Below are 23,059 nucleotides of genomic sequence, written 5' to 3'. Positions count from 1 at the left end.
AAATACGTTCTCTAATATTTCCATTTTCTTCTATTTTTAAGGCTTTTTGAAGTATTGTTTTTTGCTGTCAGATAATTTTTTGCTGGCATATTTCCTATTATTGGGTTATTTATTAATTTTTATTATACCAATTTAAATGCCGAACAGCTTATTCAACAGTATCAATAGAATGCCCAAATGGGTATTAGATGCTGATATAGCCAAATGCTTTGAAAAAATCAACCATGATGCACTTCTAGAAAAATTAAATACTTACCCATCCATGAGAGGATTAATAAAGTCCTGGTTAAAAGCCGGTGTGATGGATAAGGGAACATTCTCATTTACAAATGAGGGAACTCCGCAAGGGGGTGTAATATCACCACTTTTAGCGAACATAGCCCTCCACGGAATGGAAAAAAGAATCAAACAATTTGCCGAATCCTTAAAGGGAAGTAAAAGAGACAACAAAAAGGCACTAAACTTGATTCGATACGCAGATGACTTTGTCATAATGCACAAAGACCATTACGTGGTAGAAGAATGTCAAGAAGTCATCAATAAATGGCTGAAAGACATGAGTTTGGAATTAAAACCAAGTAAAACAAGGATTACCCACACATACCACGGATTTGATTTCCTAGGATTCAACATTCGTCACTACCAAGTAGGTAAACACCAATCAAAACAAGGTTTTAAAACCATCATCAAACCATCCAAGGAAAAAGTCCTAGAACATCATAAACAGCTTTCCAAGGTCATAGACCAACACAAGGCTGCCCCTCAGGATGCTTTAATAAGACACCTAAAACCCATTATACGTGGATGGTGTAATTACTACAGCTCAGTATGTAGTAAAGAGGTTTATAGCAAACTCGATAGCATGCTCTGGAACAAACTCCAAAGATGGGGTTATAGGAGGCATCACAATAAATCAAAAGCCTGGGTAACCAGCAAATATTGGGGAACCATTGGTGAGGATAACTGGATATTCATGACAAATAAGGAGAATTACCTCCCAAAACATGCCAAAACAGGAATCATCAGGCATAAAAAAGTCAAAGAAGCCAGAAGCCCCTATGATGGAGACCTAATTTACTGGAATAACAGAATGAGCAAACATCCTGAAAGGACCAGTCAAAAGGGAAGACTTTTGAAACGGCAAAAAGGGAAATGCGCTCATTGTGGTCTCACTTTCCGGGATGGAGATTTATTGGAAAAACACCATATAGTACCACGCGCTCTAGGTGGAAGTGACCTAGATAAAAATCTAGAATTACTACACCTACATTGTCACGACAAAAAACACGGAACAAAAATCAATTCCTCAGAATTAGATAAAAATCCGTTCTAGAGGTACCAATGACAAGGGTTCCTATGATGAGGAGCCGTATGAAGGGAAACTTACACGTACGGTTCTGGAGACGAGTCAGTGGGGTGACTCACTGACTTAGTTTAATAAACCAAACGTGTAAGACGTATCGGTGCTTTTGTATTTACATCCAGCATTTTATCGAGTAGTTCCTCATTATCATCTTCAATATCCACGGAATGAAAAATGCCAGCATTATTAATTAGGCCATCTATCCTATGAAAGACATCGAGTGTTTTTTTAATCCATTCATGTTCTGTATTTGGATCAGCTGAATTATAAGAAACCAATAACACCTTATCCTTTGGCAGTTCTAGAATATCTTTGGTTACCCGATCTAAGTCTCTGACGCCAAGGCTGAGAAAAAAGCCATATTCATAGAGTTTGAGTCCAATTGCTTTGCCTATGCCGCGATTAGCACCTGAAATCATCACAACTTTTGCCATGGTCTTTTTATAAAAGCTTTGCCTGCTTATTCATAACAGCTTTTAAACATCTTTGCCGATAATCAGCATAATAATGGTCAGTATAGCCTTCTTGCAATTTGGTGAGAACCCATAGTAATTCCCTGAGCAGGATGGCATCTTGGTGAATGGCGAGTTTATCTCTATTCAGAGATATTTTTGAGTATGCTTGAAGAAACAGCTCAGTTTGCTGGTTATCGAGATGGTGGAAATGGATAAATGCAGCAAGATCAGAATAAAGATCATTCATTCCCGCCATTTCCCAGTCCATAAATATAGTTTTTTGACCTTTCAAAAAATTTCCGTAGTGAAGATCGTTATGGCAAAACTTGATGTCACTCGATTGATGGTACACATCTAATTTATTTCGTATTGTTTCAAAAAAATCTTTAATTTTTATTGTATCATTAGCATTATATTTTTTTAATGAATGCCAGTATCTATCAAGTAAATCTTGAATATGATAGGTATGACTAATCGGGGAAAGTTCATGAATTTTACGGATAGATTCCCCAAAACTCTTCAGTGCTGCTGCAGTTCTGATTTCTTGAAAAGTCCAGACTGGCGCATCAATAAATTCAGTAATTATTGAGTGGTTTTTGGGGTCAAATGCGATCGGCTTCACTCCAAGATCTGCACGATATGCTTTTTTGATAATTGCATATTCTACTTGTCTGTTAATTTGCTGCACTTCTGATGTATGACAAACTTTGATAACAAAAACTCCACTATCTGTATAAACTTTAAAATTTTGGTTATTTTTACCTTCGGTTAATTTTTCAAGCCTGCTAATAGCTACCTTTTTTAGGGAAGGGAGATTTGAAAATACCTGCTCTACAACAATCCGATCGGATTTGTAAAATTCAAAGGGCTGAACACCTGATTCTGCGAAGGTCAGGGTTTCAGAAATTATTTCCGACTGCTGTAGTTGATTCATGAGGATTCCCTTGCCTATTTCTAATTGTTGACTTTTAAAGCTGAGCTATGGTGACTGCTAATGCTGACGGGGTGACAAACAGCGTTAAAAATCTTACTGGGTGTGGGGTGTGGGGTTTTGGGTGTAGGGAAACATCAGGAGCTGGCCAGTTTGGTAGCGATGCAGCTTCGGAACAGGGGAGCCAGTGAGGCCAAAGGGGGTTCCCCCCATGAGCAACTGGCGTGGTTTCCCCCACTCGCGCTTTGCATCAAGAAGAGACGGTTGAATCAGGTTTCAGACCGTTCGCGCAGCGTGGCCTAAAGGCCAAGGAAATTGCTGGGGTTACTCCAAATTCCCTGTCTTGATGCAGTCGCTCATGGGGGAAACCCCCAAGACCGCGCTGCATCGCTTCTATTTTCCCCACACCCCACACCCTTGCACCCTACACCCTGTCTAGTTTTTAGCCTTGTTGTCACCCCCTCAGGTCTGCAGACTCTAGCTGACATAACTCCAGTTGTGGGAGTCTGGTAGGTACCCAGGGTGGTAAGCTCATCTCAATTTGGTATAGATTGTAACTTAAAAAAATCTAATTAAAGCAATTTTTCTTCAAATTGGAAAAAATTTAGGTGCGACCCAAGGCCGTGAGCAATCCCTCACGGCCTTGGAGGCGCGCACCTAGTATTTTGAGCAAGAAAGAATAAACCGTTGCGAACGCGCCCCGCGTCGGCGAAGCCGAATTGCCATTAGGATTTTTCAGATTTCTCAAATCACATTCTCAATAATTCCGAGATTATTGAGAATGTAGGGGGCTTATTGACATTGACGCAGCAGATTTCAGGTTTGTGACACTATATAGCAGTCGAAGTAAAGCTTAAGACATATTTCTGCTCCGAACGCGCCCCGCGTGGCCTACGGCCTTAGTCCCTACTCCCTGCTCCCTTTCAACCAAAATACTCTGTCCTAAACTATACTTCGGTTGCTATAAAAGTTCTTTGATAGCGTTTCTCATAGCTATTAGGTGCGACCCGTGGCGAATTAAATTCTTAATGGGTCAAGCGCACCTAACAAAGATTTCAAAATTAATAAGCAAAAATACTTATCGTATGAATTTCATATCCAGTAGGCATTTCAAAATAAGATGCGTTTACCCTGGTAAATGTGCCCAATGCCTTGACATATCCCCAAAAGTTAGAGTAGACCATCAATAATATGTGCTTATAGTTTAAACCGGATTGGATATTACTCAACCTGGGGCATCCTATGGAAATTTCCTTAATTAAACAAGGGCAATTAAATGCCCAGAACTGGTCTGGCACTGATATAACACCAGACGTGTCAGTGGTGGTACCAATCTACAATGAGGTGGAGAGTTTGCCCCACCTGATTCATGCGATCGCATCCACCTTAACCGATACTAAGCTCACCTATGAGCTTATTTGTGTCGATGATGGGTCCACAGATGGTTCAACCCAACTGCTCAAGGAACAAGTCCTCTCCCGCCCTGATTTGCGAGGGGTAATTTTGCGTCGCAACTATGGTCAAACTGCTGCGATGGCAGCTGGGTTTAATTATGCTCGGGGTCGTGCCATTGTTACCTTAGATGGTGACCTACAAAATGATCCAGCCGACATTCCCATGCTGCTTGCCAAACTTGAGGAAGGATATGACTTGGTTAGTGGCTGGCGTAAAAAACGGCAGGATGCGGCTGTGACTCGTTTACTGCCATCCAAAATTGCCAACTGGCTGATTGGACGCACCACTGGGGTTAAACTCCATGACTATGGCTGTTCTCTGAAAGCTTATCGCTCGGAATTGGTAGCAGACATGAACCTGTACGGTGAGTTACATCGGTTTTTACCAGCCTTGGCATTTATTGAGGGGGCAAGAATTACCGAGTTACCCGTGCGTCACCATGCTCGTCGCTATGGTAGTAGTAAGTATGGTCTGGGGCGAACGTTCCGGGTGCTAATGGATTTGTTGACCATCTTCTTTATGAAGAAATTCCTCACCCGACCCATGCATGTATTTGGATTACTAGGTCTGAGTTCCCTAGGCACGGGCATAATCATTGGGACTTATCTGACCATTCTCAAGCTAGGTCTTAATGAAGATATCGGGGATCGGCCTTTACTAATCTTGGCAGTACTCTTGATCTCGACTGGTGTACAACTGTTTAGTCTTGGTCTACTAGGAGAACTACTGATGCGTACTTACCACGAATCTCAGGGAAGACCGATTTATCGGGTCAGAGAAGTGGTGTCCTTTAATGTTGAACAACCTTAGTGATAAGTAGGTGAGCTTAATTATCCGTAAAATAGCGATTGAGATTCAAAATGCTGAAAACCCCTTTAATAAAGGGTTTCAGCTTTATTTTCGTATTTTGAGTTTTAACGTTTATTTATGCCCACCTACTTATCAATTGGAAATCAAGTTGGTTAGTGGCTAACCAAAGTATCATCGTAAGCATTCAGCATTCAGCCCTTAGCTGACAGCTAAGGGCTGAATGCTGACCTCAAATTTAAATGCATATTAGCTTAGCCGCTAACCAAGGCGATTTCTTGAAGATTGGGAATTTGTAAAGATTATATGAAGTTTATCATCAAGATTTCATTAAGCTCCAGATTACTAGTTGATTTGGAGAATTTATTTAGGTTCTAATTAAGATAGATTTTTTTTAGATAAAAAATCCCTTCAAACCAGTTCTGCATAACACTTAGTTGGGCAGTATGGTTCATCCTCATGTCAGAAATTAGGAGCAGTTTTAGTTTATATTTAAAGCATTATTTAATCCATTTGTATCGGTGTTTACCATTGAGTCATACATTCTTGCTAAGTCAGGGGTTTTAGTCATAGCTGAAATTAACCACTGGTTATTGTTAAATTATATTAAGCTCTACCGGAAACTTACTGAGCAATAGTGGAGTTTCAATCAAGCTGGCTTGGAAATGGGGCGCTCTTGATTAGAGTGCTTTAAATATAGGGGGAGATAAACGTGTATTTAACGAGCAAAACTGATCGGCTTACTGATCGGCTTGAGGTCAAAAGCAGCAGGGATGAATTGACTGTCTGGGAGAATCAACCAGTCTCCTATGATGAACGAAATGTCAGTAGGATGAACATTCTATTACTCGCTCCTCATCCGTTTTATCAGAATCGTGGCACACCCATCGCAGTCAACCTGGTTTTGAAGGTGCTTTCTGAACGGGGAGACCAAGTTGATGTCGTGACTTATCCTGAAGGGCGTGACATCAAGTATGAAAATATCAAGGTATACCGAACCCCTAAGCTACCCTGGGTTCGCAATATACGACCAGGCTTCTCCTGGAAAAAAATCGTCTGTGATTTTTTCATGTTGCTTGCTGTAATTCGCCTAGTGACTAAGAAACGCTACGATTTGGTTCATGCTGGAGAGGAATCAGTCTTTATCGGTTTAGGGCTCAAAATCCTGTGTAAGATTCCCTATATCTATGACATGGATTCATCTCTAGCCCAACAAATGATTGAAAAGTATCCTTTGCTACAGATTTTTTCGTCACTATTCAACTTTTTTGAAGGACTGGCTGTGAAGAATGCCAAAGTTGTGGTTTCAGTTTGCGATGCTTTGGCAGCAGATATTCAAAAGTACAAGCCCAGAAAAACTGTAGTTATTCCAGATATATCGTTGCTTAACTCTAATCTTTAACAAATTAATAAAAAGTCTTTAAAGTTAGACTAAATATTTAAAACCTCCATACTTTATAATTTGAGTTAAATAAATTTATAATTATTGTTAATAATGAACAGAACATATTGTTTTGATGTCCTAAGAATACGTTTTATTTTGTAAGGAAAGATAATTCTAGTAAAAATGTGCAGGTTTGTGTTAAATTTTGCTTAAAGATTCAACAGTTTCAAGATTCAACTTCAAGATTCAACTTCAAGATTCAACTTCAAGATTCAACATTGGTGTAACTATGTATAGTACTATTTATAGTAATCTCAGACGTGAGCTAGGAATCCATAATGTCCTCCTGATGTATGTGGGCAATCTGGAGACTTATCAGGGGATTGACCTACTTCTAGACAGCTTCGCGTTGACCCTTGAGCAGACTGATCAGGCTAACTTAGTCATTATCGGTGGAGAAGCGGACGACATTCGGAAATACACGAATAAGGCTCACTGTCTTGGGATGGAAAAACATGTCCATTTTTTAGGACCGAAACCAGTTGAGCATCTGGCTATCTATTTGGAGCAGGCTGATATTTTAGTCTCTCCGAGAATTTTGGGTAAAAATACCCCGATGAAACTCTACTCCTATCTCGATAGTGGAAAAGTATTGTTAGCAACAGATTTACCAACCCATACCCAGTTGCTAGACAATCAGGTTGCTCTGCTGAGGAGGCCAGATGCCAAAGCTTTCGCGAAGGGAATGCTTGCTCTGATCGCTGATGAAACCCTACGACTGAGGCTGGGCAGTGCTGGCAAGAAATTGATTGAGAAAAGGCATACTTATGCAGCTTTTCGGGAAAAATTAAACAGTCTTTATGATTGGCTACATCACGAGTTAGTAGAGCATATAGCCTAAGCAGACAACTAATGAAAAGGAACCTAGTAGAGTTAGCCAGAAACTCTTACGATCTATTAGTCATCGGTGGTGGGATCTATGGAGCTTGCGTAGCTTGGGAAGCAAGCCTCAGGGGATTGTCAGTTGCCTTGGTGGAAAAAGCTGATTTCGGTGGCGCTACCTCTGCTAACAGCTTGAAGACCATCCACGGGGGATTACGGTATCTCCAGCATGCTGACCTGAAACGGATGCGTGAATCGATTCATGAACGCACCAGTTTAATGCGGATTGCGCCTCACTTAGTTCATCCATTACCAGTGTTGATTCCCACCTACGGCCATGGGATGAAGGGAAAAGAAGTGCTATCTGTGGCACTTACTATCAATGACCTAATCAGTTGCGATCGCAATCGCCAACTCGATCCCCAAAAACACATATCCAATGGTCGGGTCATCTCTAAGCAAGAGTGTCAGCAGCTGCTTCCAGGAATTCCCCACCAGGGGCTAACTGGAGCAGCAGTCTTTTATGATGCTCAGGTCTACAACTCTGAACGGTTGACCCTATCTTTTCTGCGCTCAGCTGAGCAAGCTGGGGCAGTGGTGGCTAACTACGTAGAAGTGACTGGATTTCTGCAAGCTGGAAATCGGGTCACTGGTATTCAGGGGCAAGATGTGTTAAGTGGGAATCAATTCGACATCCGCGCCAAGACTGTGGTCAACACCAGCGGACCATGGACAAATCGGGTATTGAGTTTACTGAAACAACCCCAGCAGCAACCCCAGCAGCAACCCAGAGTTCCCCTTGCCAAAGCCATGAACCTGGTGATTCGCCGTCCCCTCTGCCAAACCTATGCTGTGGGTATTTCCACGCCATACTCCTATCGTGACTCCGATGCCATAGTTAACAAGGGGTCTCGCTTACTATTTATTGCGCCCTGGCGTGGTAAATCCCTGGTAGGTACATCCTATGCTGTTTGGGATCAAGACCCGGATAACTTAAACATTACCCAACAGGATATTCAAGACCTGCTCGATGACATCAACCAAGCATGGCCATCGGTTAAACTCAACCAAGCAGATGTAGCTTTCATCCATGGTGGCTTGCTTCCTAGAACTGGCATTACTGAGACAGGATTGCCACAACTGGCTAAACACTATCAACTCTTCGATCATGCCAAAGAAGAATTGCCAGGATTGATCTCAGTGGTTGGGGTGAAATATACCACTGCCAGAGATGTGGCTGAGAAAGTGGTTGACCAGGTATTTCGGTCATGGGGCCAAAAGCCTCCCAACTCCCTGTCATCAGTTACACCAATTTACGGTGGACACATCGAACAATTTGAAGTGTTTTTGCAGACGGAAATCCTTAAGCAACCCTATGGACTGGGGCAGGAGGTAATGCGCCGCCTCGTGTATAACTACGGTAGTGCCTATCAAGATGTACTGCTATATTTGGAGCGAGTATCAGATCACTCCTGTAAACCTACTGATGATTTGGCTGTACTCAAAGCTGAAGTCTTGCATGGGGTTGTTGAGGAAATGGCTCAAACATTAGGTGATGTGGTGTTCCGGCGGACAGAACTGGGTAGTGCTGGTCATCCCGGAAATGAGGCTCTCAGAATCTGTGCTGAGGTGATGGGTGCGGAATTAGGATGGAGTCGGTCACAAATAGAGCTAGAGTTAGACAAGGTTAATCACATTTTTAATATGGGAGGTGCATTAACTCAGGACAAAAGTATTGGAATTGAAACCCTTAACGGTCCAGTGAGTTTAGCCCAGAAGATCCTTTGAGGTTGTGGTGCAAGATTTTAGCTGAATGCGATTGAAGCAGCAGCAGTTTATGGAAATCAGGGAGATTCTAACAAAAATCCATGGTAGCTACCGCTCAAAAGCATCAATTAATCCTGATTGATGGTCACGTTCACCTTCATGACTGTTTTGATATCGATCAACTGCTGACCTCAGCTTGGGAAAATTTCCAGCGATTTTCTGGTCAGGCAGGTGATAGAGAAAATTTTCAGGCTGTATTATTGTTGACAGAAATAGAGCATCAAAAATGGTATAAAAAGTTAGCTGATTTAGCTCAAAACAATAATCAGTCTAGGGTAAGCCAGGGAAAACCTTGGATGTTCCACCGTACCCAGGAAGATTTATCCTTATATACCTGTAACGCCTTAGGGCAAGGAATGTTCTTAATTGCTGGTCGCCAAATTGTGACAGCGGAAAACCTGGAAGTATTAGCGTTGATCACTGACCAAAACCTTGAAGATGGTTTACCCTTAGACGTAACGATTAAAGAAATCCTTGCCGCTGGGGCAATCCCTATACTGCCCTGGGGAGTTGGTAAATGGATCGGACATCGGGGAAAACTGTTACATAAGCTCTTGGAAGACAAGAATTTTCCCAAGCTTTTTCTAGGAGACAATGGTGGACGTCCTGTATTCTGGTCACGACCAGTTTTGTTCAAACAAGCAGAGAAAAAAGGATGGCGGATATTACCAGGAAGCGATCCACTTCCTTTGGCTTCTGAATCTTGTCGTCCTGGAAGTTTTGGATTTACTATCCAGGGTTCCTTGAGTAATGAAGAACCAGGAAAAGATATCAAGGAAATGCTACTCAATCCCCTGACACCTATTCAGGCCTATGGTTCTCTAGAAAACCCCTGGCGATTTATTCGTAACCAATTAGCAATTCAGTCTAAAAAAAATAGCAATTAAAACTAAACAAATGACTAAAGGAATTTAACAGTGGTGTCTACAGGTGATTTTACCGAAACAGCCGATATCGAAACATCTTCTGAGGATTATGCCTCCCGTTTTGCCGGGGAAATTGGGGCTTGGCTACTGAAAGTCCAGGAAGACGCAACCTTGAAAATGCTAACTCCTTATCCTAAAGCCACCATCCTTGATGTGGGAGGAGGACATGGTCAACTCACAGGGGCTCTGATTCAAAATGGTTATCAACTCACTGTGCTTGGTAGTGCGGATGTCTGTAAGGGGAGGATTCAGAATTTTCTTGATGCTAATCTTTGTTCCTTCAAGGTGGGCAATGTTTTGGATCTCCCTTACCCAGACGGAGCGTTTGATGTTGTGATCAGCTATCGATTCTTGGCTCATGTGACTCAATGGCAGTCTTTTTTAACAGAACTAAATCGAGTAGCAAAGCAAGCAGTAATCCTAGACTATCCTACAGTCAGGAGCGTAAATGCTATTGCCCCCTATCTATTTAAGTTCAAGAAAGGATTGGAAGGAAATACACGAGAGTTTATCTGTTATAAAGAACATGAGCTTCTAGAATTTTTTCAATCTATTGGTCTGAGCAAAGCTGAGCGCTATCCCCAATTCTTTGTGCCTATGGTACTCCATCGCACTTTAAAATCTCCTAGCTTCTCTTCATTTATGGAGAAGTTAGCTCGACTCTCAGGCTTGACTAATTTGTTTGGTTCACCCGTAATTTTAAAGCTTACCAAGACTTAAGCCAGATGCCGATTAAAATTAATTGTATAAACTTGCTTGGTTAAATTCCAATATTTTTTAGGTTAGCTAAGACAGTAGAATATGGAAGATACTCAATTCAAACTCCCAACTGGCAGTCGCGTCTTAGTGACTGGAGCTACAGGGTTTACAGGTTCAGTTCTTGTACGTAAATTAGTCGCACAAGGTTTAGATATCGTCGCTATTGCACGTCCTAGTTCTAAAATTGAGCCTTTTAAAGACATTAAAATTGAATGGATTAGAGGGGATGTTTTTGATGAAGAGTTAATCAAGAAAGCCATCAAAGGAGTTAACTATATCTTTCATATTGTAACTCCTTTTCGAGAAGCAAAATCTGCTGACAATGTCTACTACAATGTCCACGTTGTAAGCACACAATTGCTAGCAAAGTACGCTTTAGAAGAGCCAGAATTTCAGCGTTTTGTTCACGTTTCAACAATTGGTGTTCATGGTCATGTCGAAAATCCTCCTGGTGATGAAAATTGTCCAATGCATCCTGGAGATATATATCAAGAAACCAAACTAGAAGGAGAACTGTGGATCAGAGATTTTGCTAAAAAGGAAGGCTTACCAGTCACTGTGGTACGACCATCAGGAATCTACGGTCCTGGGGAGAAACGGTTTTTGAAAATTTTCAAAATGGTTGGCCGTAAGTGGATACCAATAATTGGCAATGGAAGTAACTTACTGCACTTAATTCATGTTGATGATTTGACCAATTTTTTTATACTATCAGCCACCCATCCTCAAGCAGTGGGAGAAGTTTTTATTTGTGGCAGTAAGGAGGCGATAACCTTTCAAAAAATGGTCTCTATTATTAGTGAATACTATGGAATTTCCTTTAAATTCATTAGTTTGCCAGCTGCGCCACTGTTTGCCTTAGGTGATTTTTTGGAATTCATCTGTCGTCCCCTGGGCATAGAACCACCTATTTATCGAAGACGGCTAGCGTTTTATACAAAAGACCGCTCATTTAACACAGCAAAGATGATAAATTTACTGGGGTTTGTGCCTGTCCATTCCGATGAAGAAGGGTTAAAGGAATTAGCCCAATGGTATCTTGACCAAGGATGGATATCTATTAAAAATCCTAAATTAGTTTCCGAACAAAAGTTAACCTAGTTGAGAATAGCATTGATTATGATAGCCAATAAAGAAAAAAAATTGATATCCAAAGTTTCTTTAACAGAGCAACTCAATAAAAAAGATTCTTCTTTATTGAAGAGTTATCAAGCAAAGGTTATAGGAAATAATAAGTTATTATCTTTAGTTCAATATGAATTAGCTACTTTTTTATTTGGTAATCTGGCTGGTGGAGCTGGATATCTATTGAGAAAAAATTTTTTTTCTCCCCTTTTCAAGGCTGTAGGTTCTGGAGTTATTTTGGGGAAGGGAATTGTTTTACGTCATCCTGGAAATATTACTCTTGAAAACCGCATCGCTATCGACGATTATGCTCTCCTGGATGCTAGCGGTGCTGGAGAGGATGGAATAACTATAAAAGACGATGTTATTGTTTCCAGGAATTGTGTGATTCAGGGAAAAACTGGTCCTGTAGTTATTGGTAAAAAAACTGATATTGGATGTAATGCTATTATCTCCTCAGGTGCTGGCATTTTTATTGGCAGTTCTGTCTTAATTGCTGGTAACTGTTACATTGGGGGTGGTCGGTATCTATCAGATCGTTTGGATATTCCCATGATGGAACAGGGAGTTTATTCTAAAGGACCAGTGGTGATTGGTGATGATGTTTGGTTGGGTGCCGGAGCAATTGTTCTCGATGGAGTTCGGATTGGCAAAGGGTGTATTGTTGGTGCAGGTGCTGTAGTTACCAAAAACCTTCCTGATTATGCTGTTGCGATTGGGGTTCCAGCTAGGGTAATTCGAATGCGTCAGCAAATCCAAGTCTAAACGTCAATATTTGTACCATATCTTGGTCTTGTATATAATTCCTTTATTTTAGCAGGTTTAATAAGCTTCCTCGATAAAAATTATGAGTAATTTAAGAGAAGTTAAGTAGATGAATCAAACCAAAAATTTGAGTCTAGCACCGACTTCCCAATCTAAATCAGACCTAGGTATTTCAGAGTCCCCAATCTTCATCTTTGGATGTCCTCGTTCTGGAACTTCCCTTCTGAGTCGGATTATTGGCTGCCATCCACGAATTGCTATACCATTCGAGTCTCACCTCTATAATACGTTTTATCCCTGGCTGAAGTACTACGGTAACCTACAGCTGATTCAAAACCGTGAGCGTCTGGTAGACGATATCCTGACAACCGAGGTCATGAGAGACTGGTCTCCCCCTCCCAATCGTGAGCACACCCTTGAAGCTATCTATAGATTTGACTTTCACGGCATAGTTGATGGCATCATGGGTGCCTGGACTAATGCCCAAGGTAAACAACGCTGGGGAGAAAAGACGCCTGCCCATATTTTCTACTGGCGCGAAATTTTCAATGCTTTTCCCAATTTGCAAGTGCTTCATATAGTGCGAGATGGCCGCGATGTGGCTCTATCCTGGAAGGGTTCTCGCTTTGGTCCAAAGCACATCTACCCACTTGCTCAAAAATGGCGAGAGTATCTTGAAACTGTGGAAGAGTTGAGAACGGCTCTCAATGATGACTCTTTTTTAGAAGTCCGATACGAAGAATTATTGTTGGAACCTGAAGGTATAGTTCGAAAGATTTGCACCTTTCTTAAGGAGGAATTTGCCCCTGAAATGTTGGAATTCCATAAGGTTGGTGCATCCTATCCAACTGACCAGAAAAACCAGAAAAATCTTTCTAGACCTCCTCTGACCAGTAACGCTGGCAAATGGCGCAGTGAAATGACAGAGCGTGAACTTCGTATCTTTGAAGCTGTAGCAGGAGGAACACTTGAGCGCTATGGGTACGAGAGGCAGTGGCATCAACCTCAAATTTCGGGTCTAGAGGTGATGCAATTTCGGTTCCTTGAACATCCACCACGGAAAATACTGGCAATGCTTAAAAACACTAAAGGTCATATCGACGGCATCCGGAGACTCAAGATCTATTGTCGCCTCAGATTGGGAATTTAGCAACTGATAGAAACAGTGGAGGAGATATCTAGTGGCACCAATTAATGCCACCTTCAACAAATTTGTCAAAGGAGCTGGTTTATCCTTCCTTGGTCAAGTCATAAGTACTGCTTTCAAGTATGTAACTCAAGTAGTGCTTGCTTGGCTTCTGGGTGCAGAAGTCTTCGGACTTTACACCTTGGCAATGATCATCTACCAACTCGGAGAACTATTTTCTAGGATGGGGCTTGAAACTGGAGCTATACGCTATGTCTCAATCCATCATGGTACAGATGATAATGGTCGGCTCAAAGGAGTTTTACTACAGGGGATTGGACTACCTTTCCTCAGCGGTATAGTATTTGGAATCGGTCTATTTTTGGGATCTGACCTTATTGCCCAGGGGATTTTTGGTCAACCAGACCTTGCTCTTGCACTGCGGGTGTTCGCGATCGCTCTCCCTTTCGGGGCTAGTATGACAGTAGGAGCATTTGCTACTACAGGATTTCAGATAACAGCATACAAAGTTTATGTTTGGGAGCTTCTGCTACCATTAATTAACTTAATATTAGCTGTAGTACTATGTAAAGTTGGCTGGGGACTGTGGGGGGCAGCGATTGCTTGGCTACTTGCTGTAATCGTGTCTTTAGCTTTCACCGTCCATTTTATTCGAGGTATCTTTCCTGCCCTATTGAGCAGAAATATCACCCCTGTCTTCGAAACCAGGCAACTACTTGCCTTTTCCCTCCCTTTATCTTTCGGAAGTTTTTTGTGGCTGGTGATGCTCTGGACAGACTCTTTAATGCTGGGATATTTTCGACCTGTAGCAGAGGTGGGGATTTACCGGGCCGCTTCCCAGACAGCACTGTTGATGACTCTGTTCACTCGCTCGTTGGTAACAATCTTCACACCGATGATTGCTAACCTTTATAGTAACGGAGAGCTTGAAGAATTAGACAAACTCTTTAGAACTGCTGCCCGCTGGAGCTTCTCCTTGACTGTACCTCTGTTCTTAATTGTGGTAGTAGCTGGTAAAGATATCCTACGTGTTTTCGGTTCAGAATTTGAAATCGGATCGTTACCTCTAACAATTCTAGCAGCAGGGCAATTAGCAAGAGCTGGTCCGGGAGGATTAGCCATGCACGTACTAGCAATGTCAGGGCATCAATATCTCAAGCTCTTTGGGGACGTGGTGTTAGCGATCACCAACATCGGATTAAATATGCTCATGATTCCACGATGGGGACTGATGGGAGCGGCAGTGGCAACAGGAATCAGTATTTTAGCAGTAAATCTGCTGCGTATCTTGCAAGTCTACCTAGTTTTGCATATTCATGGGTTCAACTGGAGCTACTTAAAAACCATAGGGGCAGGAACTCTCGCTGTTTTGATCGGTCTCGGTGTACACTCTTGGGTTTCATTTATGCCTTACCTTCTGGTATTGGTTATTACTGCTGGAGTTGTGTTTCTAGTTTATGTACTGCTGTTATGGGCAATGGGCATAGAGAAAGCGGATCTGATCATCTTGAGAAAGATGCAACAGCGCTTAGGGCTATTGAAGAATTGATAATCTCTATTGATACTATCTATAGAAATGCAGAACTATTTGTACCGATTACGCCAGAGGCGAGTTCAATTAAAAATATGTTTATTATTGATTTTTTATAGTTGTTTAAGCTGGGGATGTGTGGAGCAATCCAAGGCAAAAAGAGGTATTGCTAAAGTGTCGAATTTGCCTTATTCCACGATTAAACCTCAAGTTATTGAACTTAAGCCTGCTGCCAGCGATCGCCGTCTCGGTGGACTGATTGCAGCAGACATCAATGATGATGGTCAGAAAGATTTGATCATTACTAAGCCAGGTTATATAGCAGCTTACAGTCATTCTGGTAAAGCACTCTGGAGCAAGTCAATCAATATCCAGGTAACTGGGAAGTCAGAGAGCCAAGGATTGCCAGGAAACCAGGCCCCCGGTGTCCAAGCAGCTGATGTAGATGGAGATCAAAAGACAGAAGTTCTGTTTTTAACCAAGGACAATACCCTCCATATTGTTGAGGGGTTCAATGGAGAGACTCAGAAAACTATAAAACTCCCATCTCCAGAAGGTACAGAGGGTTGGGAGCACTTAGTAGTAGCCAATTTCCGGGGCAAAGGCGATCGCGATTTACTACTTCAGGCCACTAATGCTGAAGGATACCGTATGGGTCGTTATCTAGCAGCCTATCCCCTAGACAACCTACTCAAAGGTGAAAACCTTCAACCATTGTGGAGCCGAGATGATTTCCTTGCCAATGCTCACAATGGGGCACGGGTGGCAGATCTCGACGGAGATGGCAAAGATGAGGTTTTGGGTGGGACAATCATCTCACCCGACGGAGAGATGTTGTTGAAAATTCCCATAAAAGGTCATATTGACTCCCTGTTTGTGGCTGATGTGCGTCCAGACATTCCAGGATTAGAGGTAGTCGCTCTGGAAGAGGGGGGTGGCAATCGGGTTTTCCTTTATAACCGCGATCGCGTAATTTGGAAAACCCACTACAAGCATCAAGAACCACAAAATGCTGCCATTGGTGATTTTGACCCCCAACGACCGGGATTAGAAGTGTGGTGCCGCAGCCGTTACCAGAAGCACCAGAAACCCTTTGTCTTTGATGCCCAAGGTCAACTGATTGCTAACTATCAAATGGATGATGTTGCTCCCAAGGGATGGACAGACAAAGGTGTAGAGGTGATCGTCCCGATTGATTGGACAGGAGAGTCGAGGCAATTAGTGGCTGTCAAAGAGCGCCATAAACCAGGAGACGTGGGGATTTTCGATGCCCTGAGTGGGCAATTTCTCCATCGGTTCAAAGAACAGGCGGCGAGACTTTACGTTGCTGATGTATCTGGGGATTGGCGGGAAGAGGTGATGGTTCTCAATGGGAATCAGCTGGACATCTACAGCAACCCCGAACCCAATCCCAATCTTGATCGCCCACGGCTATGGACTCAAAACCACTACCGCCGCAGTAAGATGACTTGGAACTACTACAGTCCATAAACTAAAAACCATGGAAAAAAGGTTAGCTGCTAGGAAAAAATTGATTCTTACGATCATTAAATGCGGCGTTTCCATAGCGCTACTGTCTTGGGTGTTGCGCAAGACCAATCTGCCTGACATTTTCCTAGCTGTGAGTTCTGCCAACATTCCTCTGTTAATGGCAGCGTTTGTGGTCTACTTAGCCAGTTACTACATCAGAGCTCATCGGTGGCGGGTACTACTTTTGGCTCAGAATGTGAAAGCTACCATCCCTTACTTGTATAAGTCCTACATGGTCAGCATTTTCTTCAGTAATTTTTTGCCCTCCACCATTGGTGGGGATGCTGTTAGGGCTTATGATGCCTGGCGGTTGGGAACGAGCAAATCAGTCGCACTAGCCACTGTGTTTTTGGATCGTTTCCTCGGTTTACTGGGTTTGATGCTGTTTGGCCTCGGGGCGCTGTTTTTTTCTCAGACATTGATTGCCCAGTTACCATTACTTAATCTGTGGGTGATGCTAGGTACGGCAGCAATTATGCTTGTAGTCTCGATGATTTTCATACCCTCTCAGAAGATTTCAAGGGTTATTAGCAAGATCAAACTACCCTTTTGGCACCCCATAAAAAACAAGGTATTGAATATTATTAAAGCTTTCCTAGCCTTTGGGAACCGCAAACATGCCTTGGCTATGTCTATGGGGTTGTCACTGATGGTGCAAATCAGTGTCATCGCTCATTATTACCTAATTGCAAAGGCCCTGGATTTACCGGTTCCCCTTCTTAGTTTCTTTCTGATCATTCCCCTAGTCTCCTTGATCATGGTGTTGCCTGTATCGATCAACGCCATTGGTCTCCGTGAGAATGCATTTGTATTCTTTTTTGCGGCTTACGGCTACAATATTGCCAGATCCGAAGCCATTGCCTTTGCTTGGCTGGCTTACGGAATCGTGATCATTCAGGGGCTGCTGGGGGGAATTGTATACGCTTTGCGCAAGTAAAGGTGATTAACTCAGATCAGGTGATCGGCTGATCAGGTAAGGTCATGATCAGGTAATCGGATGATCAGGTAATCAGGTGTAATGGTGATCAATAAACAATAGTCAGAGCAATTATAAATTACCAATTACCAATTACCAAATATAAATTACCAATTACCAAATATGAATTACCAATTACCAAATATAAATTACCAATTACCAATTAATCACATGCCATCACCAGTAGGACACACATTTGCCGGTATTTGTGGATTTGTTCTGGCACGCCCTTATGTAGCTTGGCATCAGCAAACTCGGCTGTTGTATGGTTCAGTATTGCTCACGAATTTGCCAGACATAGACATTCTGCCTGGATTGCTGCTGCTGGGAAATCCAGGAGCTTTTCACCGTCAGGCTACCCACAGCTTGATAGTAGCCGCCATAATTGGCATCTTCGTTGCTTGGCTAGTGGGGCGTTGGAAGTTAAATCGGCTCCGATGGGGAATTTGGGCAGCTCTAGTTTATGGAAGCCACCTCCTGTTGGATATGCTAGTAGCTGACCCAACAGCACCTTTCGGAGTCCAGGCACTCTGGCCTTTTTCCCTAGAGTATTTTATTTCACCTATTACCATCTTTGCCCGATTTGATTATTTTAATCCAGAATTGGGTATGGTATGCACCATCTTGAGTATTCCTAACTTCTTGGGAATACTGTGGGAAATCGTAGTACTTACACCCTTGGTAGGACTGGCATGGTATGGGTTTGGGAAAACTGACGGCAGAAAACCATTGGCAAGATAGAGGCCAAGGGTGATGGGGTGATCAGGTGATCAGGTGATGGAGACAATAATAGATCTTTTGCATAAATGTCTAAAACAAGGCTGATAAGTAATATGGCCGTGTGTCCCAATTTACTTTGGTAAGAGGTTAATCGTTCTTTGTTGATGGCGATCAACCATCTTTCCTGAGCCATGATGAACCCTGGTCTGATCATGGTGGTTCTTAATACTGATTCTAGATAAGGTTGGTCAGGTGCATGAAAGCAGAAAAACTTAATTCAACAGAAACCTCAATCCAAGCAGATTGGCTTTGGCAATGGATTCCCATCGCCTTAATTTTGCTATTGGCGGCTGGGTTGTATTTCTATCAACTCGGCACAGAGAGCCTGTGGGTGGATGAACTCTACAGTGTTAATGATGCCAAACGCTTACCAGGCCATCTGGGTCTAATCCGCCCAGTGTATTTCATCCTGCTGTGGCTGTGGATGCAGTTTGGCACCAGCGATGCTTGGTTGCGGGGGTTGTCTGTCTTGTTTGGATTGGGCAGTGTATTTCTAACTTACCAGCTTGGTCGTCGTGTAGGGGGAAAGCCAACGGGCTTGATTGCTGCCCTCCTCTTGGCTCTATCGCCCCTGTTCATCAATTTTGCCCAAATGGTTCGTATGTACACCCTAGGCACTTGTCTCGGTCTAGGTGGTACCCTAGCGCTAGTGCATGCTCTTGAGAATCCTACTACCACCTCAATGGCTTGGTGGGCTAGCCTACGACTGTTGGTAACCCTAACTGCACCACTAAATGCCACCCTGCTCTTCGCGGACATCTGGTTAGTATGGTTTCGGTTTCGCAAGCAACGCGCTACATTATTAGCTTTCGGCAAATGGCTGTTACTGGTAATCCTGTTGTGGTTACCATCTTTGTTATCTCTATTGTCTGGAACCCTGCCCTTCCTAAGCAAGGCTCTTAATCTCATCGCCAAAATTGATCCATCGGCTACTCGACACTCATTTCCCAGTTTTGTGGATGTTTTACGTAAGTTAAAGAATTTTACTGCCTTTCCGTTTCCTTCCACATCGAAGCTGAGTAGCTTGTTTTATCAATCCTACAGTCTACTATTAGCTGGCTTGATCGGTATTGCCATAATCCACAAAAACCACAAACCACGCCTGTGTTGGATTGCTGCTTGGGCATTTATACCGTCAGTGATGATTTTTTTAGTTTCTAAACGATTATGGATAGACCGCTACATACTGTTTTTATCCCCATACATTTTGATTATTCTGACCGCTGGCTTGATGGGATTGTGGCGTTGGAAACGGAGTTTGGCGATCGCAGTAGCAATTATCTATACTATTACCGTTAGCACTGGACTAGTACGCTATTACACCGTGCAGGATCGCCAAGATTGGCGCAGTGTAGCACAAACAATTAGCATTAATGAAAAACCTGGTGATACCATCTTTTTATCCATAGGTTCGCAAAAAATGACCTCAGCGCTGGATCATTACTATAGTGGAGATGCTCCGATCTATTCCCGAAGTAAACTTTGTCCTTCTGATCGAGTCAAAAAGCCAGTCGTAGAGCAAGCACTAAATAACTTGCCACCTATTCCCTCGCGGCTGTGGCTACTGTGCGGCACAGGTTTTGACGAACAAAAGTTTCGCACTGTTTTCAAAGAACATTTTAATCTGGAAAGACACGAAGAATTTACTAACGAGAACTTTTATAGACAGAATGATTTAATGCATCTATTTCTGATCATACCAAATTCTGCCAATTCTACTGATTCTCGCAATTCTACTGATATAAAAAACAAATCAACATCGGTCTAAGCTCTAGGGCTTTGATTATTGAGTTAGTCGGTCTAAGCTCTAGGGCTTTGATTATTGAGTTAGCATGAAAGCCAACAACCACAAAACACCAGCGCTCCTAGAGGGAGGAAATTGGTTCCGACCATGGATGCCCATTACCTTAATCTTAGTATTAGCGACTGGATTGTATGTCTATCAACTTGGTACAGAAAGCCTATGGGTTGATGAACTCATTAGTATTCATCGTGCCAAGCACCTAGAGCAAGTCTTTAATGGTACACGCCCCCTCTATCACATCCTCCTACAAGTCTGGATGATAGTTAGCAGTAGTGATACTTGGCTGCGGGGATTGTGCGTTGTGTTTAGTATTGGTACTGTTTTTGTTACCTATCGGCTTGGTCGGCGCTTAATGGGAGAGTCCACTGGCTTAATTGCTGCCCTAATCGTTGCCCTCTCACCCCTGTTTATCCATCATGCCCAAGAAGTCCGGATGTACGCACCGAGTACATTCTTTGGTGTTGCTGGCACACTGATCTTAACCCACGCCCTAGAACGTCCAACTACTCCCTTACTTTTAGGATGGGCTGCTCTGCGATTCTTGGCAATTATCAGCACACCCCTTAACGTAGCGCTGCTGCTCCCAGACATCGTTGTGTTTGGCTGGAAGTATCGCAATCAACCTCGTGTTTTGTTCCGTTTCGGGGTCGGACTGTTACTGATTGGTATTTTATGGCTGCCATGGGTGTTTCCACTAGTAACTAAGAGCGCCAAATTTATGGGAGGTGTAAAAGTACCCGGTACATCAGTTCGTGATCTCGGTGGACGCACTAGTCCTGGTGTAGTTGATGTGATCATGCAGCCAGGTCGCTTGACAGCTTGGCCCTTTGGTCGAGCCAATTCCAATGCCATCTACTGGTTTTACAATGCCTACTCTGTCATGTTGACCTGCTTGCTGGGTGTTGTGCTATTCAACAAACCACGCTCAGCTAAGCTGGGTTGGATTGCGGCTTGGGCGTTTTTACCCTTAGTTCTGTTCTTTTCAGTGTCCCAAGTCTCTCGTTCTCTTTGGGTCAATCGTTACCTACTCTTAGCAGCTCCATACCTATTTATTCTTTTAGCAGCCGCTGGGATCGGCATTTGGCATCGATGGCGTATTGGTGCCTTGGTGATAGCGCTGATCTATGCCATTGCTGTTGGTGGTGGGCTAAAGCGTTACTATACCGTGCTCGATCGAGAAAATTGGCGTGGTTTAGTAGAAACCATTGCGACCAAAGAACAACCGGGTGATGTGATTGTTTGGTCCATTGGTCAGAGAATACCTGTGGCATTGAATCATTACTATCATGGCTCTGCAAGTATTGAGATTAAGGATGTACTCCCGCCATCGGTTAGAAAAAACGATCAGCAAGCGATAGAAGGTTGGATTAGCAGTTTACCTTCAACCCAATCTCGTTTATGGCTAGTTTATGTCAAGTCGTCGAAGCTATTTCGGTCTGTTGTTAAAGAGCAATTTCAGATTAAAACCCGAGAGAAACCCATTGATGGGATAGAAATATTTCTGCTTAAACCACGTTCTGCTGATAAAACGTCTCAGGAGTAGACTTCGCCGCAGTTGTCTATTGAACTAAGCCTAGAACTAGTTATTGCCGGTTTTTAGCGATCGCAATTTCCTGAAATAACTCAAAGCGCAATTAAATCAAGAATGGGTAGTGGTAAAGATGTAGTGGTTTGGCTACGGTCTGGTAAAGCTAACGGGAGCGAAAATCACGTATTGTGTACCACAACCAACTCCCCAAAGCTTTCATAAGGTAGTAGTAGCACCATAGTGACTGGGTTATGGAAATAGTTGCATGAACAACTATCTTTGATATCTTTGATAGTATCTGTCCTGGCTTCTCTCTTCGTACCTTTGCTCGTACCTTTGAGAGTTGTTGTCCCAGTTCATATCCGCACGTATATCCCTTTCAAATTGCTGCAAAATCCTGCCCAAAACATCTTTCATATTCTCCTTATCGTTATAGTTGTAGGTACGACACTCCCTGGTGTTGTAGTACTTACGGCGGTCTGGAACCCGACGCCGTTGACCTCTGTAGCGGCGACCGTAATATCCATGACGATAGCCACGACTAAACTCGCCCCCTGCGGTGCGCTCTTCATAAGCTATACCCCTGCTGGCATCACGTCGCCCCTCCTGATAACCATCATCGTAAGCTTCACGATGGTTAGCTGCATCCTGCTCAACGTAGTAACGAGGGACACTGTAACAGTATCTGATCTCATCCGCTTTCACTTCAGAAGGAAACAACAGAAGTCCCGAGAGTGTAGCGAACATGAGTAGAGTAGTAGAACCGATTTTTTTCATTGTTGAACCTCGTAATATATTTGGGATATTTGTTCTCTAGATATCCGTAAATACACTGTAGGTTCCATAAATTTCCAATCTCGAAATAAAACTTAATATTAAGAGGACGAAAAGATATAGGTAAACCAGACCAAAAACCTCGGTATATTCTCACTAATTTAGAGAATTTGGCAGCAGCCTTAGGGCGTGTCATCAAATAGGTGTCAATCCAGTTTAAAATAGATAAATTCTTGGCGAGTTGAGTAATTTCAGGAGTGGTACAATGACGCGCCGCTATGCTTTGCGGAATGACCAGTGGGAACGCATC

General features: G+C 42.8%; 21 protein-coding genes. 16 read left to right on the top strand and 5 right to left on the bottom strand.

Going from position 1 to position 23,059, the window contains the following annotated elements; translation table 11 throughout:
* Positions 1–169: 169 nt before the first annotated feature.
* Positions 170–1,333, top strand: coding sequence for a group II intron reverse transcriptase (locus F6K64_RS35800; RefSeq protein WP_287255188.1), 1,164 nt, complete (start codon positions 170–172; stop codon positions 1,331–1,333).
* Between the two features lie 101 nt (positions 1,334–1,434).
* Here the strand turns inward: F6K64_RS35800 and F6K64_RS35795 are convergent, their stop codons facing one another.
* The 3 genes from F6K64_RS35795 to F6K64_RS35785 all read right to left on the bottom strand — a co-directional run bounded on the left by F6K64_RS35795 (position 1,435) and on the right by F6K64_RS35785 (position 3,155).
* Positions 1,435–1,797, bottom strand: a complete 363-nt coding sequence (locus tag F6K64_RS35795; RefSeq protein WP_287255186.1) for an SDR family NAD(P)-dependent oxidoreductase — start codon at positions 1,795–1,797, stop codon at positions 1,435–1,437.
* Between the two features lie 7 nt (positions 1,798–1,804).
* Entirely contained in the window at positions 1,805–2,752 is a 948-nt protein-coding gene (locus tag F6K64_RS35790; RefSeq protein WP_287255184.1) for a choline kinase family protein, read from the bottom strand.
* Between the two features lie 247 nt (positions 2,753–2,999).
* On the bottom strand, positions 3,000–3,155 hold the full coding sequence (locus F6K64_RS35785) for a hypothetical protein (RefSeq protein WP_229419856.1): 156 nt from the start codon (positions 3,153–3,155) through the stop codon (positions 3,000–3,002).
* An 836-nt stretch (positions 3,156–3,991) separates the two neighbouring features.
* Here F6K64_RS35785 and F6K64_RS35780 point away from each other — a divergent pair.
* The 15 genes from F6K64_RS35780 to F6K64_RS35710 all read left to right on the top strand — a co-directional run bounded on the left by F6K64_RS35780 (position 3,992) and on the right by F6K64_RS35710 (position 21,990).
* Entirely contained in the window at positions 3,992–5,014 is a 1,023-nt protein-coding gene (locus tag F6K64_RS35780) for a glycosyltransferase family 2 protein (RefSeq protein WP_008180938.1), read from the top strand.
* Positions 5,015–5,723: 709 nt separating this feature from the next.
* Positions 5,724–6,413: a glycosyltransferase family 4 protein gene (locus tag F6K64_RS35775; RefSeq protein WP_008180942.1), complete on the top strand. Its 690-nt coding sequence runs from the start codon at positions 5,724–5,726 to the stop codon at positions 6,411–6,413.
* A 271-nt stretch (positions 6,414–6,684) separates the two neighbouring features.
* A complete protein-coding gene (locus F6K64_RS35770; protein ID WP_008180944.1) occupies positions 6,685–7,296 on the top strand; it encodes a glycosyltransferase family 4 protein in 612 nt (203 codons plus the stop codon).
* An 11-nt stretch (positions 7,297–7,307) separates the two neighbouring features.
* Positions 7,308–9,065 carry a glycerol-3-phosphate dehydrogenase/oxidase gene (locus F6K64_RS35765; protein WP_008180946.1) on the top strand — a complete coding sequence of 586 codons (1,758 nt, stop codon included), beginning with the start codon at positions 7,308–7,310 and terminating at the stop codon, positions 9,063–9,065.
* 80 nt (positions 9,066–9,145) lie between these two features.
* Positions 9,146–9,991 carry a hypothetical protein gene (locus F6K64_RS35760; RefSeq protein WP_008180947.1) on the top strand — a complete coding sequence of 282 codons (846 nt, stop codon included), beginning with the start codon at positions 9,146–9,148 and terminating at the stop codon, positions 9,989–9,991.
* A gap of 33 nt (positions 9,992–10,024) precedes the next feature.
* Entirely contained in the window at positions 10,025–10,750 is a 726-nt protein-coding gene (locus tag F6K64_RS35755; protein WP_229414352.1) for a class I SAM-dependent methyltransferase, read from the top strand.
* An 81-nt stretch (positions 10,751–10,831) separates the two neighbouring features.
* Complete coding sequence (locus tag F6K64_RS35750) at positions 10,832–11,890, top strand: NAD-dependent epimerase/dehydratase family protein (RefSeq protein ID WP_008180951.1); 1,059 nt, start codon at positions 10,832–10,834, stop codon at positions 11,888–11,890.
* A gap of 42 nt (positions 11,891–11,932) precedes the next feature.
* Complete coding sequence (locus tag F6K64_RS35745; RefSeq protein WP_229414354.1) at positions 11,933–12,679, top strand: acyltransferase; 747 nt, start codon at positions 11,933–11,935, stop codon at positions 12,677–12,679.
* Positions 12,680–12,788: 109 nt separating this feature from the next.
* Complete coding sequence (locus tag F6K64_RS35740) at positions 12,789–13,829, top strand: sulfotransferase family protein (protein ID WP_008180956.1); 1,041 nt, start codon at positions 12,789–12,791, stop codon at positions 13,827–13,829.
* A 31-nt stretch (positions 13,830–13,860) separates the two neighbouring features.
* Positions 13,861–15,375 (top strand): flippase, encoded by a 1,515-nt coding sequence (locus F6K64_RS35735; protein ID WP_008180958.1) that lies wholly within the window; start codon positions 13,861–13,863, stop codon positions 15,373–15,375.
* Between the two features lie 156 nt (positions 15,376–15,531).
* Positions 15,532–16,848 (top strand): rhamnogalacturonan lyase family protein, encoded by a 1,317-nt coding sequence (locus F6K64_RS35730; RefSeq protein WP_229414356.1) that lies wholly within the window; start codon positions 15,532–15,534, stop codon positions 16,846–16,848.
* 10 nt (positions 16,849–16,858) lie between these two features.
* A complete protein-coding gene (locus F6K64_RS35725; RefSeq protein WP_008180961.1) occupies positions 16,859–17,824 on the top strand; it encodes a lysylphosphatidylglycerol synthase transmembrane domain-containing protein in 966 nt (321 codons plus the stop codon).
* Positions 17,825–17,986: 162 nt separating this feature from the next.
* Positions 17,987–18,604: a metal-dependent hydrolase gene (locus F6K64_RS35720; protein ID WP_008180962.1), complete on the top strand. Its 618-nt coding sequence runs from the start codon at positions 17,987–17,989 to the stop codon at positions 18,602–18,604.
* A gap of 235 nt (positions 18,605–18,839) precedes the next feature.
* Positions 18,840–20,411: a glycosyltransferase family 39 protein gene (locus F6K64_RS35715; protein ID WP_008180963.1), complete on the top strand. Its 1,572-nt coding sequence runs from the start codon at positions 18,840–18,842 to the stop codon at positions 20,409–20,411.
* Between the two features lie 64 nt (positions 20,412–20,475).
* Positions 20,476–21,990, top strand: a complete 1,515-nt coding sequence (locus F6K64_RS35710; protein ID WP_287251606.1) for a glycosyltransferase family 39 protein — start codon at positions 20,476–20,478, stop codon at positions 21,988–21,990.
* A 258-nt stretch (positions 21,991–22,248) separates the two neighbouring features.
* On the opposite strand, the gene F6K64_RS35705 is transcribed toward F6K64_RS35710, so the two are convergent.
* Both F6K64_RS35705 and F6K64_RS35700 read right to left on the bottom strand, forming a co-directional pair.
* A complete protein-coding gene (locus F6K64_RS35705) occupies positions 22,249–22,752 on the bottom strand; it encodes a hypothetical protein (RefSeq protein WP_287251604.1) in 504 nt (167 codons plus the stop codon).
* Positions 22,682–23,059 (bottom strand): hypothetical protein (locus tag F6K64_RS35700; RefSeq protein WP_287251602.1); only part of this gene is annotated, 378 nt, incomplete at its 5' end. The genes F6K64_RS35705 and F6K64_RS35700, both read right to left, overlap by 71 nt.

The sequence above is a fragment of the Moorena sp. SIO3A2 genome (genome assembly GCF_010672265.1).
Classification (GTDB): domain Bacteria; phylum Cyanobacteriota; class Cyanobacteriia; order Cyanobacteriales; family Coleofasciculaceae; genus Moorena; species Moorena producens.
This window is presented reverse-complemented; position numbering and strand designations above follow the sequence as displayed.

What these genes read in the sequence shown, in the direction of transcription:
- F6K64_RS35710 (WP_287251606.1), top strand. Translation starts at nt 20,476, where the DNA reads ATGAAAGCCAACAACCACAAAACACCAGCGCTCCTAGAGGGAGGAAAT.
- F6K64_RS35740 (WP_008180956.1), top strand. Translation starts at nt 12,789, where the DNA reads ATGAATCAAACCAAAAATTTGAGTCTAGCACCGACTTCCCAATCTAAA.
- F6K64_RS35790 (WP_287255184.1), bottom strand. Translation starts at nt 2,752, where the DNA reads ATGAATCAACTACAGCAGTCGGAAATAATTTCTGAAACCCTGACCTTC.
- F6K64_RS35760 (WP_008180947.1), top strand. Translation starts at nt 9,146, where the DNA reads ATGGTAGCTACCGCTCAAAAGCATCAATTAATCCTGATTGATGGTCAC.
- F6K64_RS35725 (WP_008180961.1), top strand. Translation starts at nt 16,859, where the DNA reads ATGGAAAAAAGGTTAGCTGCTAGGAAAAAATTGATTCTTACGATCATT.
- F6K64_RS35770 (WP_008180944.1), top strand. Translation starts at nt 6,685, where the DNA reads ATGTATAGTACTATTTATAGTAATCTCAGACGTGAGCTAGGAATCCAT.
- F6K64_RS35765 (WP_008180946.1), top strand. Translation starts at nt 7,308, where the DNA reads ATGAAAAGGAACCTAGTAGAGTTAGCCAGAAACTCTTACGATCTATTA.
- F6K64_RS35750 (WP_008180951.1), top strand. Translation starts at nt 10,832, where the DNA reads ATGGAAGATACTCAATTCAAACTCCCAACTGGCAGTCGCGTCTTAGTG.
- F6K64_RS35795 (WP_287255186.1), bottom strand. Translation starts at nt 1,797, where the DNA reads ATGGCAAAAGTTGTGATGATTTCAGGTGCTAATCGCGGCATAGGCAAA.
- F6K64_RS35720 (WP_008180962.1), top strand. Translation starts at nt 17,987, where the DNA reads ATGAATTACCAATTACCAAATATAAATTACCAATTACCAATTAATCAC.
- F6K64_RS35780 (WP_008180938.1), top strand. Translation starts at nt 3,992, where the DNA reads ATGGAAATTTCCTTAATTAAACAAGGGCAATTAAATGCCCAGAACTGG.
- F6K64_RS35800 (WP_287255188.1), top strand. Translation starts at nt 170, where the DNA reads ATGCCCAAATGGGTATTAGATGCTGATATAGCCAAATGCTTTGAAAAA.
- F6K64_RS35705 (WP_287251604.1), bottom strand. Translation starts at nt 22,752, where the DNA reads ATGAAAAAAATCGGTTCTACTACTCTACTCATGTTCGCTACACTCTCG.
- F6K64_RS35715 (WP_008180963.1), top strand. Translation starts at nt 18,840, where the DNA reads ATGAAAGCAGAAAAACTTAATTCAACAGAAACCTCAATCCAAGCAGAT.